This window comes from Klebsiella sp. PK01 (assembly GCF_057624675.1).
In genome coordinates, this window is the sequence record NZ_JBYEZM010000003.1 from 314,718 (window position 1) to 330,287 (window position 15,570).

Sequence of the window (15,570 nt, forward strand, 5' to 3'; positions counted from 1 at the left end):
CATTTCTGGGGAAGGATAGCAGCCATTCAACGTGCTACAGTTGCCGCTGGATGTATTTACTTCAGGAATGACTTGATGTCCGAGTTCCAGCGCCCACAGCTGACGTTGCCCAACGGAGCCGATAAACTGCTGCTCCACTCCTGCTGCGCCCCCTGCTCCGGGGAAGTGATGGAGGCGATTCAGGCTTCCGGTATCGACTACACCATTTTCTTCTATAACCCCAACATTCACCCGCAGAAAGAGTATGAAATCCGCAAGGAAGAGAATATTCGTTTTGCGCACAAACACGGTGTGCCGTTTATCGATGCCGATTATGACACCGATAACTGGTTCGCGCGGGCCAGGGGGATGGAATGGGAACCCGAGCGCGGCGTGCGCTGCACGATGTGCTTTGATATGCGCTTCGAACGCACCGCGCTTTATGCCTACGAGCACGGCTTCAGCGTTATCAGCAGTTCGCTGGGAATTTCACGCTGGAAGAACATGCAGCAAATCAACGACTGCGGCGAGCGCGCCGCCGGACATTATCCAGACATGGTCTACTGGGATTACAACTGGCGCAAACAGGGCGGATCCTCGCGGATGATCGATATCAGCAAGCGCGAGCGCTTTTACCAGCAGGAGTACTGCGGCTGCGTCTACTCGCTGCGCGACAGTAATCTGCACCGAAAATCCCAGGGCCGTCCGCTAATTAAGATCGGCAAGCTCTATTATGGCGATGAAGGTGAGTAGCTGAAGGAAAGGGAATGATGTGGATAAATAACGGGCCAGGAGAGCTCCTTTTAATGAGATCGTTGCCTTCCTAATTTCGGGCCTGAAAACTCACCTGCGGCCTGAATGTTTTTCCCTTATATTCATAAACAATCGAATTACTGAATGAAAAAACGCGTCCGCTATAGCTGATATTTATTACCTCTCCCTCTACGCTGACGTTTGCGCCACTACCCGCAGCAATAAGGAACGGAATCCGTTTTGCCAGATCGGTCGCAGCATTACCTTCAATCTTACCGGTAAGGTAGTAGCGATAAGTATCTGCTACTGTTGCCCCACCACCGCTAAAACCGGTGACATAAAGCCAGGTATGGCTATCCAATTGTTGTGATGTAATAACTTTATCCTCAGAACGCTGTTCGCTTCCGGGAGTTGATGTCATGAAACCGATAACCATCATCAGGAGTATGGTCGTGAGCAGACCATGTAACCATTTAATAGCCGTTCTCAATCGCATATTTAATGCCTGCCGATTACCGTTACCGGCGACTCTCCGCTTTTCTGCTTCTTATCTTCTGAATGGCCAACATCAACGCCACGGTCACAATCATCATCAACGTCAGCAAAACCCACAAGAAAGAGGGGTCGGCATCCCCATCGGCAAACCCCAAACCGGTGCTGTTCAAGAAATCGTTGCTAGTCCGGGATAAATAATCTAACAGCCCACCCAACGGGAAGAGAACGATGAAGAAAGATACTATAAAACAAAGGATCCCAATGAATACGTTAGGGATTAATTTTACATGACGCATAGTCTGTCCGCCCTGTTACATCGATACGTCCATATGCCATTAAACCTTTCCCTCCGGGAACCCTGACTTTTCTATATCTGAGCAATGCTCTTCTTACTAACTGAAAATCAGGAATATTATAGAAGGTAATACACCCCCAAGATTCACCTCTACCATTTGGGCGAAGTGGGTGCAACCGGAAAGAGCCTCTATCGATCCCATTAACAAAAAGTTGATCACTCATCGTTGTTGAGCTAAACAAACCAAACCATTCATCATGATTGGTGCCGTTTTTAAAGTCCTTTATTGCTCTTTCAACTCGATTAGCAAAGCTCCCCAGAGGTGCATCAACAATCCAATATGTACCAACCGGTAAAGCCGCGTTCCTTTTAAAAGCACACTCTGCAATGTTGGTTACTGGTTCTACACCAGAAAAGACTGGAAATACACCAACACCATATACATGTAGTTTGAGCCGTCTTCCATCAGAAGATACTTCATTATAATCCATTCTACATATTTGCATAAAATTCCCTTTAGTAATTCGTTAAAAATTTCTTTATGTGTATCGACATAAATATCATTCCCTGTCGATAATTATAAAAAAACCACCTTCACATAAATTAAAAGGCATCCCCTGATTTTACTGAGTGCACTCCCCCCGTACTTTAAGTAGTCTGAATGGAGTTACGCCTCTTTCCTGAATAAAATATTACTATCCAGATAGACATAACTATTATCAACATCTTCAATAAGTTATTAATTGAAGTGTTAACCCCCACTCTTTAAAGTAAATATCTATACTATTACAGAGCACTACCTTGAGAAGTTAAATGGTAACCAACTCCTGAGTTGTGAACAATCTTAGCTCACCTAAATGTTTTCCTAAAAATTCCAAAAAACAAAGGCATATTACATAAAGACGTAACAAAACTCAGAGAAGGCTTGCTTATTTTTCCTCTCAGTAAATTAGTGCCATGCGTCCATTAAACCAATATCTCTGGAATTATTACTCGAATCACTAACGCTTTTAAGCAATACGCCATACTCCTTCTATTTCCGCTAAGGATTATGGCGTTTGCGCTGATTAAAGAACCATATTCACCGGCGGTACCGCGCTTTTATCGTTCTGTTTTCCTAAGGCCTCCAGCGCGGATTGATATGGGCATAACGTGCCCACGCTGGTTTGCTGGCAATCAGGCTGACGCCACTCCTGTTGCAGCATCGGGTGCTGACGATCCGGCATCTGCAGGCGTCGCAGGTCGTCCAGGCTTTGCGCCTGGAAATAGACGCGCAGATAACGTTCGCCGTTTTTGCTGTTGCGCCAGCGCTCTATCACCAGACTGCTACCCGGCGGAATATTGCCCCGGCTGTAACCGGGCAGCTGCCAGCTAAAATTCATCAGCGTGCGCACCATCGCGATATTGGTGTCATGGGCCACCAGCAGCAGCCAGCGTACGTTAGGCGTGGCGTCCGCTTTCACTGCGTCCAGCATCGCGTTGAGCAGCACCGAGCCGCGCTTTTGCGCGGTGTACAGCACATCATTACTGAGATCGTAGTTTTCCGTTAACAGCGGCAGAATGGCTGTGATCTGGCTGGCGCGGGTAATCTTCCCCCATGCCAACTGGCTTAAGGGCAGGTTTTCACTCCAGCCCAGACGCAGCGTTTCAACCATATTGGCCATCACGCTCAGTCCGCTAATGGTGGTTTTACCGCTTTGGTTTTGCTCCACCTGCCAGGGCTTATCAAAAATGGGGCACGGTTTATCCTGTTGGCAAACCGCGGCTTTTAATAACTGGATCGTCGGCGCCAGCGCCTGCCGACGCTTCGCCAGATCGCCGGCTTTCGCCTTCACTTCCGCCAGCTGGCGGGCGGGATCGGTTTGCGTAGCCGTAAATTTATCGGTCTGGAACAGTGGGTCGGCATCACCGCTGACATAATGAATCGCCACGCCGCAGCCGGGAAATGCTCCATCCACCAGCGCCTGAGCGGTTGCCCGGGTACGCTGTAGCGGGCTGGCGCGAACATAAATATCCTCCGCGCTCGGACACTGCCCTTGCAGCAGGCCAAGCTGGCGATAATGCTGCCCTTCCGCGCGCCCTTTATTGGCGACCGCCGCATAGCCATGTCCGGTCAGTTCCCCATCGTGGGTGGTCCATTCGGTCCATGGACGCTGGGTCGCGGCTTCAATAGCTTCACGATTGCCGGGCGTTGGCGGACGAATGCCGTGGCGGCTTAACTCCACCACTTTTTCCAGTTGCCAGTTCGCCGCGACGGCGGATTGCATCGCCAGCAGCGGTAGCGCACAGGCGATAAACAGGCGTAAAAAGCCCTGATGTCTTGCAGGCATCATAAAATCTTCCTTATCGATTAATAGGTTATGAGGAGAATGAAGTCTGCCGTTCGACGGCATGGCGTCGGGCGACGATGGCGGCGGTGGTAAAACAGAGTAACGCGGAACCCAATCCGGTGCCTATCCAGAACAACGCCAGCGTGCTGAAATCATAAATCGTTTTCCCGTTTTCGAGGATCGCGGTTTTATCGATAATCATCCCGGTCAGAAATTCACCCAACCCCGCCCCGGCATAGCTGGCGATGCCAATGGTTCCCAGCGCCGCCCCCGCCGCTTTGCGTGAAGAGATATCGACGGCGATCAACCCTCCGAGGAAACAGGTTAACGCGCCGATGGTCGCGCCGAAGACGATCATCGCCAGGATGTCGGTGTAGTAATTATGCGGCGACCAGAGCATTAAGGCGAAACCCGCGGTGTTGAGCAGGCTGATAAATCCGGCCATGACGCTGCGATTGCGCGGGAAAAAGCGGTCAGAGAGCATGCCGGCGATGATGGTCCCGGCGATACCGGCGATCGCGTTAACGCCGATGATGCCTGAGGCCTCAAGGGTGGAATAAGCTTTATCCTGCTCCAGAAAGAAGATCCCCCAAGAGTTCACCGCATAACGGTCGATATACATAAATGCCGATGCCAGCGCCAGCGTCCACAGCGCCGGGTTACGCAACGCCAGCAGTTGGTTTTTGAACACCGATCCCCGCGCTTCAGTCTCTTCCTGCGGTTCATCACGAATCACGTTAATGGAGGGAAAGCCGCTGCTCTGTGGCGAATCGCGCATAAACAGCAGCAACAGCACCACGCCAGCGGCGCCGAGCGCAGCCGTGGAGAGGTAGCCCATTTGCCAGCCAAAACCCGCGATCACCGCGGCGATCACCATGTAGGTCATGGCCTCGCCGATGTTATGCGCCGTCGACCAGATGGCGTAAAACGTTCCCCGCTCTTTAAAGCCGTACCAGCGCGCCAGCGAAACCGCACAAGGGCCAACGCCCATCGACTGCGCCCAGCCGTTGATCCCCCAAAAGATAGCCAGCAGCATGGCGTTGGTGGTCATGCCCATCAGCAGGTTCATCCCGGCGCTGAGCAATAGCCCAAGGCTCATGTAGCGCACCACGTTGGCATGATCGGCGATAAAACCGTTGACCAGTTTGCCGATGGCGTAGCTAAAGAATAGCGTCGAGCCAATCATCCCCAACTCCGTTGGGGTAATGCCTAATTCCACCAGTGCGCTTTTCGCCACGGTGAACGATAAGCGGCAGACGTAGAACGTCACGTAGGCCAGGGTCATGGCAATAAACGTTTGCCAACGTACCCGGCGAAAACGTTTTTCATCAAACGCGGCGCCCGCTTGCGGCGGCGACGCCCGGAAAAAATGAATAATTCCAGACATATAGTTTCTCCGACGGTCGGAGGCTTGACTGATTGATGTGTTTCGTCCGTGAGGGTCGTTATCGTTACTGTGTAGGGTACATAATCAGAAACAGCCCGAACCTGTAAGGGTTAATGTAATGGTTGAAGGATCATCTTTTGTAGTTGGGGATACAGCGTTTGGCTGGCCAGCAGCAGAGGGTTGCCGTGACGAATCCCCTCTTGCGCCAGAAAGTCGTTGGCGACTCCCCCGGCTTCGCGCATCAAAACCAGACCGGGTAAGGCATCCCACGGATTCATGTGCGGTTCATAGTAGCCAATCAGTCGCCCGGCGGCCGCCCATGCGCTCATCAACGCGCCGGAGCCATTGCGGATGAACATGCCGCCATCGCTGAGCAGCGCGTCAAGAAAAGGCAGGAATTCCGCCGGCGTCACCCGATGCGACGTTCCGACGCCCATCACCCCTTCTTTGACCGTTGCTGCGGAATGTGGGCGGATTGGCGTCTCATTGAGCCAGGCGCCATGACCCCGTAGCGCGTGGAACAGTTCACGATGGTTGGGATCGTAGACGACGCCAACCACCGGCTCGCCGTCAACGACGATCGCCAGCGACAAGCACCAGGTATGCAGCCCATTTAAAAAACAGCTGGTGCCATCAATGGGATCAACCACCCACAGAACCCTGGCGTCCGGCATCTGCGTACCGCTCTCTTCGCCGAGAAAACCATCCTCCGCAAACGCGTCAGTAATGCGCTGTTTAACAAAGGCTTCTACGCGTTTATCGGCCACGCTCACCACGTCCTGTAGATCATTGCCCTTATGCTCTACTGCCAGCGCCTCGCGCTGCTGATAGTATTCGAAAGCCAGCTCGGCACCCGCTTTCGCCAGCTCACAGGCCAGGCGATAGCGGGCCTGTAGCGCAGAGGAATCCAGTGATGTCATTATTTACTCCTTTTGCACACGTGTGCAATTTTATTTAAAAAAGCCCCGAAGAGCGCAGTGAGTGTGGATGGATTTTAGCGATAATTCTGTGATCGATTCATCATAAAATGAATTTTTCATTTAGCGCTATTACGAATTATTAATTTCACAGCAACTTCACGGTGACGTGAAGGTTGATTGAATTTGGCGATCCGGCTGACCAGCATCTCCACCGCGTGATAAGCCAACTGCGTGGTATCCTGCTGGATAGTGGTAAGTTGATAAGGCTGCCACTCCGCCTGGGGAATATCGTCGAAGCCAATAATTGCCGGCAGGACGGCTGCTGGATTATCCGCTCGTAGCCCATCCATCGCCCCAATCGCCAGCATATCCGTGGCGCAAAACAGCGCCTGCAATCCTGGCCTTTCCGCGGCGAGCCGGCGAGCGGCCGCAAAACCGGACTGATAACCGCCCGTTTCGCAGAAATGCGGCGTAACAGCCAGCCCGCTGGCATGGCGGATAAATCCCTCGTAGCGCTGCCGGGTGCTGAAATTGTCACGATTTTCGCCAATAAAACCGACGTCCCGGCACTGGCCTGCGTGCAACAGCTCAGCGGCCAGTTTCCCGCCGAGCGCGTTATCGCTGCTGACGCGATCGCAGCCGGGAAGTTCAGCGTGACGGTTGATAAGCGTAACGGGGATTTTTCGCGCAAGATACTCCTCAGCCAGCTCCAGCGGCGGCGCGCCGGAGGTGATAATGACGCCAGCGACGTGATAGCTGAGAAGATGTTTTAGCGAAGGAGCTAACTGCTGCGGATCATCGGCGTTCATCAACAATGGCATAAATCCATGCAGCGCCAGCTGGTGGATGAGCGGCGCCAGCAGCTTACTGCGAAAAGGGTTATCGAACCCTGAAGTGATGATGCCGATAAAGTTGCTGCTGCCGGTGTTCATTGTACGGGCGATGATATTGACCTGGTAGCCCAGAGCTTCCGCGGCGGCCTGCACTTTGGCGCGGGTTTTCGGCGACACCGAGGCCCCGGGCGTGAAAGCGCGGGAGACGGCTGAACGGGAAACGCCGGCAAGCTTCGCCACGTCTTCTGCTTTAATCCATTTTTTATCGTTCATCACTTTGATTTTTCAGTGAAATCCATCAGGCATAGATGTATCGCTCAACACATTACCCTCGTCACGCTGAAGGCTATGTGTCCCGAGAACACTTTGGCTTTCACTATACCCTGAATCGGGTCGGTGATGTCGGTCAACCGGCGCAGATAATGACATTTTTTATTATCACGTTAACTGAACAGAAGTATAAACTTTTCGTGATATTGTTTCTTTCGTTCGCGCACCAATTATAATAATTATCATGATTCTTCATAAAGAAATAAAAGCGCGGTTAAAGAAAAAACGTAACCAACTAAATTATAATAATTTTATTATGAAATTTATTTCATAAACATTATGTTATAAGAACTTAAATATAATAACGTTAACGGTTAGATATTAATAACAACCCTATATCTTCACGATATTAAACGTGTTCCGCGCGATATATTGCGCGTGACGTGAAATAAAACTTAACGATGGAAACGTCTATGTCAAAACTGGATTTCCGCTCCAAAAATACCTGGCGCGCGCTGGCGTCCATCGCGGTCATCGTCGGGGCAACGGCGGCGGCATTCGCCTGGACCTCAGGCTGGCTGGGCTCGCGAACCACCAGCCAGTCATTAGTCCCCGATCCAGACAAGCCGTTTCCTGCCGGGTTCCGCCGGGCGCACGGTAAAGGGATCTGTTTTACCGGGACGTTCGAGCCAGCCGCTCCAGCCGTTGCTTATTCCACCGCGCGGCTCTTTTCACAGTCGGAGACCCCCGTTGTAGGGCGATTCTCCATTGGCGCAGGTAATCCGCACGCGGCTGATAATTCAACGAAAACCCTGAGCATGGCGCTGCTACTGAAAACGGACGATAAACAGCAATGGCGCATGGCAATGAACAACGAGCCCTACTTCGCCACGCGAAACCCGGAGGGCTTTCTTGCCATGAAAAAGGCCACCGCCGTCGACCCGACCACCGGTAAGCCCGATCCGCAGCGCCTCGCCGCATTTTTACAGGACTACCCGGAAGCCGGTAAATATTTGCAGTGGGCGGCGCAAAAGCCAGCGCCAGGCGGCTTTGCCGGGGCGACATTTTATAGTATTAACGCTTTCTATCTCGTGAACGCCGACCGCCAGCGCCAGCCCGTACGCTGGATGATGCGGCCGCACGATCCATTTGTCTCTATCCCTGATGAACAACGACAGAGAGCCGACCATAACTTCCTGTTCGAACAATTACAGCAGCGGCTTTCTCAGCATCCCATTTACTGGGATTTGGTATTGCAACTCGCCCAACCTGGCGACGCGGTGGATGACCCTTCTCAGCCATGGCCAAACGATCGTCAGCAGGTCGTCGCCGGTACGCTCAAAGTCACCCAACTCGTCGCCCAAGCCGAAGGGGCCTGCCGTGACGTTAACTTTGATCCCTCCATCGTGCCTGCTGGAGTAGAGGTCTCTAACGACCCCGTCTTAAATGCGCGCTCTGGCGCCTATTCGCATTCCTGGAGCCGTCGCGAACGGGAAATTGGCTACGGCAAAGCAACAGAAGCCGTGCAAAAACAGGAGGTTAAATGATTTCGAATAAACCTGACCAAGAGCGCGCGCCGCAGCATTTCAACCCTCTGGCGAGATATCTACATTGGCTGATGGCAATCATGATCCTGGCCATGCTGTTCATCGGCGCCGCCATGATGACTTCACTACACCACCGCATTTGGTTGGTGGATGTACATCGGCCATTGGGGATCGCTATTTTGCTGCTGGCGCTCATCCGCCTGGCCAACCGGTTTTATAGCCGGCAGCCACCTCTTCCTGCGGAGCTCTCACGCTGGCAGGTACTGGCGGCAAAAGCGTCACACTGGGCGCTGTACGCGCTGATGCTGGCAATGCCTTTGCTTGGCTGGGCGCAACTGTCGGCTGCGGGCGTTCCGATTGTTATGTTTGAAGGACTTAACCTTCCGGCCATTACCCCGACCAGCCCGGCGCTTTTTGCCTGGTTTCACGACGCCCATCGCCTGTTAGCTAAACTGCTCTTTGCGGTGGTGTTGCTACATCTCTCGGCGGCATTAGTGCACGCATGGATATTCCGCGACGGCGTGTTTGCCAGCATGGCAAAAAGCGCTAGCCGGTCCAGTGAACCACCTGTAAAGCGGTGAAATTTAATAACAAGGTTCGTTGAAGTAAAAATAAGGGGCTTCTGCCCCTTATTTTTTGCATTCGAAAACACTGCAGCCACTCACTATAGCGCTCACCTATAAAAATTAGCCCGTCCGTTATTTATTGCACAATCACCAATAGCGTTGATGATTAAATAAAAAAGGGGACGGAGTGAATTACCCAATCACTGCCTAAAAAATATACAGAAATTAATATATATTCGCGCATATCATTTTCAAAAAATGATGTAGATCATATTCCCGCACCTGCCCTGTGAAAAAATGCGCTTAATAACCAAGTAAGCATTTACTTAATACAGAGGGGATATATATGGGAAGCGTCAGCGCGGGTACTGCGCAAAAAATGGGGTTAACGGCACTAACCCTTGTGACCGCATCAAATATGATGGGTTCCGGTGTTTTTATGTTGCCGACCAATCTCGCCGGAGTGGGATATATTTCACTATGGGGATGGTTGTTTACTATTATTGGCGTAATTGCGCTGGCGTTGGTTTTCGCTAAAACCAGTCTTATTACCCCTCGCGCGGGAGGGATCGTGGCCTATGCCAGCGATGCGTTTGGCCCTTTCATCGGTTTTCAGACGACGGTTTGCTACTGGATCAGCGCCTGGATTGGCAACGTCGCGCTCCTCGTCGCCGGGGTCGGCTATCTGAGTTACTTCTTCCCGGCGCTGCATAATCCGGTTTACGGTTGTATCACCGCTATCGCTATTCTGTGGGCATTTATTGCCTTAGGCAGCCTGGGGGCTAAAACGGCCGGGCGCGCGCAGTCCTTCACCGCCAGCTGCATGCTGGTCGTCGTGCTGGGTGTGGGCATTGTCGGCTGGTTCTGGTTTGACCCGAAAATGTTCTCTGAAGTCTACAACGGGACGGGCAACAGCGACAGCTCAGCCATCGTCTCCGCGGCCTCCATTGCGCTGTGGGGTTTCTTAGGGGTGGAATCCGCCGTGGTCTCCAGCGGACAGGTGGAAAATCCTGAACGCACGGTGCCTCGCGCAACCGTATATGGTCTGCTGATTGCCTCCGTATGTTACGTCGGTAGCTGTACCGTTATCATGGGCCTGGTTCCCCACGCTGAACTGGTCAAATCTGCCGCCCCATTCGCCGATGCGGCACGCTATATGTTTGGCGATATGGCCGGCAACATCGCCTCCGCGCTAAGTATTATCGCCTGTTTTGGCTCCATTTCCGGCTGGTTGATCCTGCAGTCAGAAGGCCCGCGCGCAGGGGCGAAACAGGGGTTATTTCCGCAGATTTTCGCCGAGACCAATAAAAATGATGTCCCGATGAAAGGTCTGATTATTTCTGGCGTGCTGATGAGCCTGGTGCTGTTACTGACGGCTTCCCCCGATCTCGCCAAACAGTTCCAGGTGGTGATTCTGATGTCGGTATTTGCCTCCCTGCTGCCTTATATGTATGCCATTATCGCGCTACCTATCATCATGGTTTCTAAAAAGCTCAACCGTGGACGTGGCTTTATGTTTTATTGCGTCCTGACTGTCATCGGTATGATTTACAGTATATTTGCCCTACTCGGTTCGGGTACTGATTCCATTTTCTGGGGCACAATTATGATGATGGTAACTATTCCTCTGTTTTCTTTTGTCGCGGCCGGACGTAATAAAAAAGGCCAGGATATTCTTTACCTTCAAAAATAATATTTTATTCACCAACATAAATATGGAGATTCATATGTCTTTATCTATTGCCGATCAAAATAAACTTGATGCATTTTGGTCATACTGTGTAAAAAATCGCTACTTTAATATTGGCTACCCTGAATCTGCTGATTTTGATTACACCATGCTGGAGCGTTTTCTGCGTTTCTCAATTAATAACTGTGGTGACTGGGGGGAGTACTGTAACTATTTACTCAACTCTTTCGACTTTGAAAAAGAAGTCATGGAGTATTTCTCCGGCATATTCAAAATCCCCTTTGCGGAAAGCTGGGGTTATGTCACCAACGGCGGCACAGAAAGTAATATGTTTGGTTGCTATCTGGGAAGAGAGCTGTTCCCGGAAGGCACGCTCTACTATTCAAAAGATACTCACTATTCCGTCGCCAAAATCGTCAAACTGCTGCGTATCAAATCGCAACTGGTGGAATCTCAACCAGACGGAGAAATGGATTATGACGATTTAATCAATAAAATCAGGACCTCAGGCGAACGCCATCCTATCATTTTCGCCAATATTGGCACAACGGTACGCGGCGCTGTTGATAATATCGCTGAGATACAGAAGCGTATCGCTGCGCTGGGGATCCCACGTGAAGATTATTATCTGCATGCGGATGCCGCGCTAAGCGGCATGATCTTGCCTTTCGTGGAGGACCCACAACCCTTTACCTTCGCGGATGGTATCGATTCGATTGGCGTTTCCGGACACAAAATGATCGGCTCCCCGATTCCATGCGGCATTGTGGTAGCCAAGAAAGCCAACGTCGACCGTATCAGCGTAGAGATCGACTACATCTCCGCCCACGATAAAACGATTTCAGGGTCACGCAACGGTCACACCCCTTTGATGATGTGGGCCGCCGTTCGCAGCCATACCGATGCCGAATGGCATCGCCGCATTGGTCACAGCCTCAACATGGCGAAATACGCCGTGGATCGCTTTAAAGCAGCAGGTATTGACGCGCTGTGCCACAAAAATTCCATCACGGTGGTCTTTCCGAAGCCTTCTGAATGGGTATGGAAGAAACACTGCCTGGCAACGTCCGGCAACGTGGCCCATCTGATCACCACCGCTCACCACCTGGACAGTTCCCGGATTGATGCGCTGATCGATGACGTAATCGCCGACCTGGCGCAACGGGCGGCATAAGAGTGAGCAGCGGCATACTGCCGCTGCCCGCTGGACAATCTGGTGGGTTGCAGCGCCAACCGGAACCCGCCAGACCTGCACAGTATATGGGAATTTCGCATCAGGAGTCATAAACGATGAGTGCAAAGTTAAAAGCCATACGTGGTATGCGCGACGTACTGCCCGCCGAAACGCCAATCTGGCAATGGCTTGAAAATAAATTCCGCCGTCTGACCTACCGTTATGGCTACCAGGAGATCCGCTTACCCCTGCTGGAACCGGTCGCCTTATTCGAACGTGCTGTTGGCGAAGCCACAGATATCGTTGCCAAAGAAATGTACAACTTTACGGATAAAAGCGGTGAACAGATTACGCTGCGTCCCGAGGGGACCAGCGGCTGTATGCGTGCGGTGCTGGAAAATAATCTGTGTTACAACAAAACCCAGCGCCTGTGGTATCAGGGCCCGATGTTTCGCTATGAACGCCCGCAGAAGGGACGGCTGCGTCAGTTCACGCAGTTTGGTGCTGAAGCCTTCGGCATGGCCGGGCCGGACGTCGATGCTGAAATGATTTTTATGGTCCGGGATTTGTTCCAGGAGCTGGGCCTGACCCCGCATGTCAGGCTGGAAATTAACTCCCTGGGCACGCCGGATGAGCGGCGGGCCCATAAGGCCGCCCTTGTTGACTGGTTTAATGCTCATCGTGAGCAACTGGATGAAGATAGCCTGAAACGGCTGGAAACCAATCCATTACGTATTCTCGACAGCAAAAACCCGACCATGCAGCCCATGCTGGAACAGGCGCCGCGATTGCTGGATTACCTGTTCGAAGACTCCCGTCACCATTTTTCGCTGCTCTGCGAACTGCTCGATAAGGCCGACATCCCCTATACCATCAATCCGCGTCTGGTGCGTGGGCTGGATTACTACACCCGCACCGTGTTTGAGTGGGTGACTGATGAACTGGGCTCGCAGGGCACCGTCTGCGGCGGCGGCCGCTACGACGGCCTGGCGGAGTTATTCAATCCGAAGGCGTTGCCAGCCTGCGGTTTTGCCATCGGTATCGAACGCCTGCTGTTACTGATTCAGACCGTCAGCCAGAAAGATAATCCGTTGTGGCATTTTCACCCTGACGTGGTCATTACCAGTGAATGTCAGGATGATGGCCTGCGGGCCCAGATGCTGGCGGAGCTTCTGCGCCAACGTATTGAAAAGTTAAGCGTGATGGTGGATTGCAGCGGCAACAAACTTAAACGCCAGCATCAGACCGCCCTGCAAAGTCAGTGTCGCGCGATTATCACGCTGAATACCGACAATGAGATACGGCTGTGGGACCTCGCCAGCTCCCGTCAAATGTCGCTCGAAGAGAAAGCGCTCATTGACTGGCTGCAACAGCACTGCCAGTAAACACGTCCAGATTGGGTACCGTGCGGCAGGACGGTACTCGTCGCGGCGCTTATCCCGCCTTCAGCATTTCACCCTGACAAACAAATAGAGCCTTAACCAGAGAATCGTGGACATGCCGAGAAAAAACAGATTATTTATTCCGGGGATGCCGCATCTGGCGCAGCTTCGCGGGCATAATGGCGAAGCGTTATTCCGCCACGAGGAGGATTACTCTGCCTTCGAACGGTGTATGCAAGACGCGGCGCAACGTTACGCCGTGTCTATTCATAGTTGGTCACTTGCCGTCCCACGTATCCTGCTGCTGGTCAGCGCTCCGGATAAACAGGCGCTAAGCCGTTTTATTCAGCATATCGGACGCAGCTATGTGCCTTATTACAATCGTCGTTACCAACGGCATGGCGCATTGTGGGACAGCCGCTACTTATGCAGCCCCCTGGAACCAGAAACCTATTTCCTGGCCGTGAAACGCTTTATTGAATGTGACGAGGACGGGAGCCCGGGATGCCATAGTCACGGTAATCTGCCTTCAGGTTTGATAGTCCCCCATCCTGCCTGGCTCAAGCTCGGTGAGAATGAGCCACAGCGACAGGCCCACTTCCAGGAGTTCTGCCGGCAACCGGTAAATCGGGCGCTGGTGACCAGGATCCGCCATGCACTGACGCAAAATTGCCTGCTCGCCTCGCAAGCGTTGAGCCAGCAACTTGAAGCCCAGATGGAAAGGCCGCTACGGGCACGACATTGCGGCCGCCCGCGCAAATATGAATCCTCCCCGTCAGAACAGTGGACCTGGCTGGAGCTTCAGGCTGAACAGTTTCTGCGCCAGCATGGCTATCAACAGATCAGATTACCCTTACTTGAACATACATCGCTATTCGCCCCAGGCGGCCCGGTGATGGCCGACAAGGGAAAATTACGTGGTGATGGAACAACCGGATGTCTACGCCTGATGGCAGACAATCCTCATACCACGGTAATGAGCCGGATTTGGTATTCAGGCGCCATGTTCCGTCAACGCTCCCTGGATGGAGATATCCGGCAAAATCATCAAATTGGCGTCGAAGCATTCGGCATGCCCGGCGTTGATATCGAACTTGAGCATCTGGTCATGCAGGCGGTTTTCTTCAGGCGTATTGGCCTCGGTGAAATGGCGGAACTGCATATTAATATGCTGGGTGACGAGGCCTCGCTGGCGGCTTTCCGCCGGGCATTGCGCGATTACTATCAGCCCATCGCGCGTTTGCTGAACCCGGAGCAGCAGCAGTGGCTGGAGAAACATCCGGAGTGGTTGATCCATCATGAGGATATCCTTCTTCAGCGTCTTGCTCCTGCGGCGCCCTGTCTGGCGGATTTTATTACCGTCGACTCCCGTCATCGGTTCCAGCGCCTTCAGCATGCCCTGACCCAAGCCGGTATTGCCTGGCAGTACGATCCTGCGCTGTTTCCCGCCAATGACTATTGTCAGCTGGTCTTTGAATGGCGCAGCATCGCCATGGAGCGCGAGTTAATCATCAGCCGCGGCGGCCGATACGACGCCTGCGCCAGCCGTATTGCTGAAAAACCGGTTTCCGCCTGCGGTTTTGCATTCATGATGGAGCCGATTGTCACTCTGCTCGGTTATCGTCCCCAACCCGCCAGAGCACATCCGCCGACCGACATTGTGATTATTGCAGGCCAGCCCCGTGTGGCTGCTAAGGCAATGCTGCTCGGACGTAGCCTGCGTCAGCAATTTCCCTATTTAAGCATCATCAACGACTGCTCCCCCCAACGAATCAGCACTCGCTATAAAAATTCCAGACGTCTGGGGGCAAGATTTATCCTTGAAATCGAAGGCGACGGAGAAACGATCATCCTCTCTGATTCACGGGACCATCGTTTTAAGATTTGCACGCTTGATAACATCACCGATCGGCTCGCGCAGGTCGTTCTGTCTCAGTGATGGGCGCAGG

General features: G+C 52.5%; 13 protein-coding genes. 7 read left to right on the plus strand and 6 right to left on the minus strand.

Features of this window, described 5'->3' with window-relative positions; genetic code table 11:
- Nucleotides 1–75: 75 nt before the first annotated feature.
- Nucleotides 76–732: an epoxyqueuosine reductase QueH gene (locus AC22LX_RS11110; RefSeq protein WP_045391931.1), complete on the plus strand. Its 657-nt coding sequence runs from the start codon at nt 76–78 to the stop codon at nt 730–732.
- A gap of 70 nt (nt 733–802) precedes the next feature.
- Here AC22LX_RS11110 and AC22LX_RS11115 read toward each other — a convergent pair whose 3' ends face one another.
- The 6 genes from AC22LX_RS11115 to AC22LX_RS11140 form a co-directional block, all read right to left on the minus strand.
- On the minus strand, nt 803–1,228 hold the full coding sequence (locus AC22LX_RS11115) for a hypothetical protein (protein ID WP_045391933.1): 426 nt from the start codon (nt 1,226–1,228) through the stop codon (nt 803–805).
- A 269-nt stretch (nt 1,229–1,497) separates the two neighbouring features.
- On the minus strand, nt 1,498–2,013 hold the full coding sequence (locus AC22LX_RS11120; protein ID WP_306667987.1) for a DUF2778 domain-containing protein: 516 nt from the start codon (nt 2,011–2,013) through the stop codon (nt 1,498–1,500).
- 576 nt (nt 2,014–2,589) lie between these two features.
- On the minus strand, nt 2,590–3,855 hold the full coding sequence (locus AC22LX_RS11125) for a histidine phosphatase family protein (protein WP_047050815.1): 1,266 nt from the start codon (nt 3,853–3,855) through the stop codon (nt 2,590–2,592).
- A gap of 25 nt (nt 3,856–3,880) precedes the next feature.
- On the minus strand, nt 3,881–5,239 hold the full coding sequence (locus AC22LX_RS11130) for an MFS transporter (RefSeq protein WP_045391939.1): 1,359 nt from the start codon (nt 5,237–5,239) through the stop codon (nt 3,881–3,883).
- Between the two features lie 110 nt (nt 5,240–5,349).
- Nucleotides 5,350–6,159: an inositol monophosphatase family protein gene (locus AC22LX_RS11135; protein WP_045391941.1), complete on the minus strand. Its 810-nt coding sequence runs from the start codon at nt 6,157–6,159 to the stop codon at nt 5,350–5,352.
- A 116-nt stretch (nt 6,160–6,275) separates the two neighbouring features.
- Nucleotides 6,276–7,232 (minus strand): LacI family DNA-binding transcriptional regulator, encoded by a 957-nt coding sequence (locus tag AC22LX_RS11140; protein ID WP_161801926.1) that lies wholly within the window; start codon nt 7,230–7,232, stop codon nt 6,276–6,278.
- A 503-nt stretch (nt 7,233–7,735) separates the two neighbouring features.
- On the opposite strand from AC22LX_RS11140, the gene AC22LX_RS11145 reads away from it, so the two are divergent.
- The 6 genes from AC22LX_RS11145 to AC22LX_RS11170 all read left to right on the plus strand — a co-directional run bounded on the left by AC22LX_RS11145 (nt 7,736) and on the right by AC22LX_RS11170 (nt 15,560).
- Nucleotides 7,736–8,809 carry a catalase family peroxidase gene (locus tag AC22LX_RS11145; RefSeq protein ID WP_045391945.1) on the plus strand — a complete coding sequence of 358 codons (1,074 nt, stop codon included), beginning with the start codon at nt 7,736–7,738 and terminating at the stop codon, nt 8,807–8,809.
- Nucleotides 8,806–9,390, plus strand: coding sequence for a cytochrome b (locus AC22LX_RS11150; protein ID WP_045391946.1), 585 nt, complete (start codon nt 8,806–8,808; stop codon nt 9,388–9,390). Before AC22LX_RS11145 ends, AC22LX_RS11150 begins: the two co-directional genes overlap by 4 nt.
- A 331-nt stretch (nt 9,391–9,721) precedes the next feature.
- Nucleotides 9,722–11,068, plus strand: a complete 1,347-nt coding sequence (gene hdcC / locus AC22LX_RS11155; protein ID WP_045373958.1) for a histidine-histamine antiporter — start codon at nt 9,722–9,724, stop codon at nt 11,066–11,068.
- Nucleotides 11,069–11,102: 34 nt separating this feature from the next.
- Nucleotides 11,103–12,239 (plus strand): histidine decarboxylase, encoded by a 1,137-nt coding sequence (locus tag AC22LX_RS11160; RefSeq protein WP_015369839.1) that lies wholly within the window; start codon nt 11,103–11,105, stop codon nt 12,237–12,239.
- A gap of 116 nt (nt 12,240–12,355) precedes the next feature.
- Entirely contained in the window at nt 12,356–13,624 is a 1,269-nt protein-coding gene (gene hisS / locus AC22LX_RS11165) for a histidine--tRNA ligase (protein WP_045373961.1), read from the plus strand.
- A 145-nt stretch (nt 13,625–13,769) separates the two neighbouring features.
- A complete protein-coding gene (locus tag AC22LX_RS11170) occupies nt 13,770–15,560 on the plus strand; it encodes an ATP phosphoribosyltransferase regulatory subunit (protein ID WP_223683769.1) in 1,791 nt (596 codons plus the stop codon).
- Nucleotides 15,561–15,570 lie beyond the last annotated feature (10 nt).

What these genes read in the sequence shown, in the direction of transcription:
- AC22LX_RS11150 (WP_045391946.1), top strand. Translation starts at nt 8,806, where the DNA reads ATGATTTCGAATAAACCTGACCAAGAGCGCGCGCCGCAGCATTTCAAC.
- AC22LX_RS11135 (WP_045391941.1), bottom strand. Translation starts at nt 6,159, where the DNA reads ATGACATCACTGGATTCCTCTGCGCTACAGGCCCGCTATCGCCTGGCC.
- AC22LX_RS11145 (WP_045391945.1), top strand. Translation starts at nt 7,736, where the DNA reads ATGTCAAAACTGGATTTCCGCTCCAAAAATACCTGGCGCGCGCTGGCG.
- AC22LX_RS11115 (WP_045391933.1), bottom strand. Translation starts at nt 1,228, where the DNA reads ATGCGATTGAGAACGGCTATTAAATGGTTACATGGTCTGCTCACGACC.
- AC22LX_RS11110 (WP_045391931.1), top strand. Translation starts at nt 76, where the DNA reads ATGTCCGAGTTCCAGCGCCCACAGCTGACGTTGCCCAACGGAGCCGAT.
- AC22LX_RS11120 (WP_306667987.1), bottom strand. Translation starts at nt 2,013, where the DNA reads ATGGATTATAATGAAGTATCTTCTGATGGAAGACGGCTCAAACTACAT.
- AC22LX_RS11125 (WP_047050815.1), bottom strand. Translation starts at nt 3,855, where the DNA reads ATGATGCCTGCAAGACATCAGGGCTTTTTACGCCTGTTTATCGCCTGT.
- hisS (WP_045373961.1), top strand. Translation starts at nt 12,356, where the DNA reads ATGAGTGCAAAGTTAAAAGCCATACGTGGTATGCGCGACGTACTGCCC.
- AC22LX_RS11130 (WP_045391939.1), bottom strand. Translation starts at nt 5,239, where the DNA reads ATGTCTGGAATTATTCATTTTTTCCGGGCGTCGCCGCCGCAAGCGGGC.
- hdcC (WP_045373958.1), top strand. Translation starts at nt 9,722, where the DNA reads ATGGGAAGCGTCAGCGCGGGTACTGCGCAAAAAATGGGGTTAACGGCA.
- AC22LX_RS11160 (WP_015369839.1), top strand. Translation starts at nt 11,103, where the DNA reads ATGTCTTTATCTATTGCCGATCAAAATAAACTTGATGCATTTTGGTCA.
- AC22LX_RS11170 (WP_223683769.1), top strand. Translation starts at nt 13,770, where the DNA reads ATGCCGCATCTGGCGCAGCTTCGCGGGCATAATGGCGAAGCGTTATTC.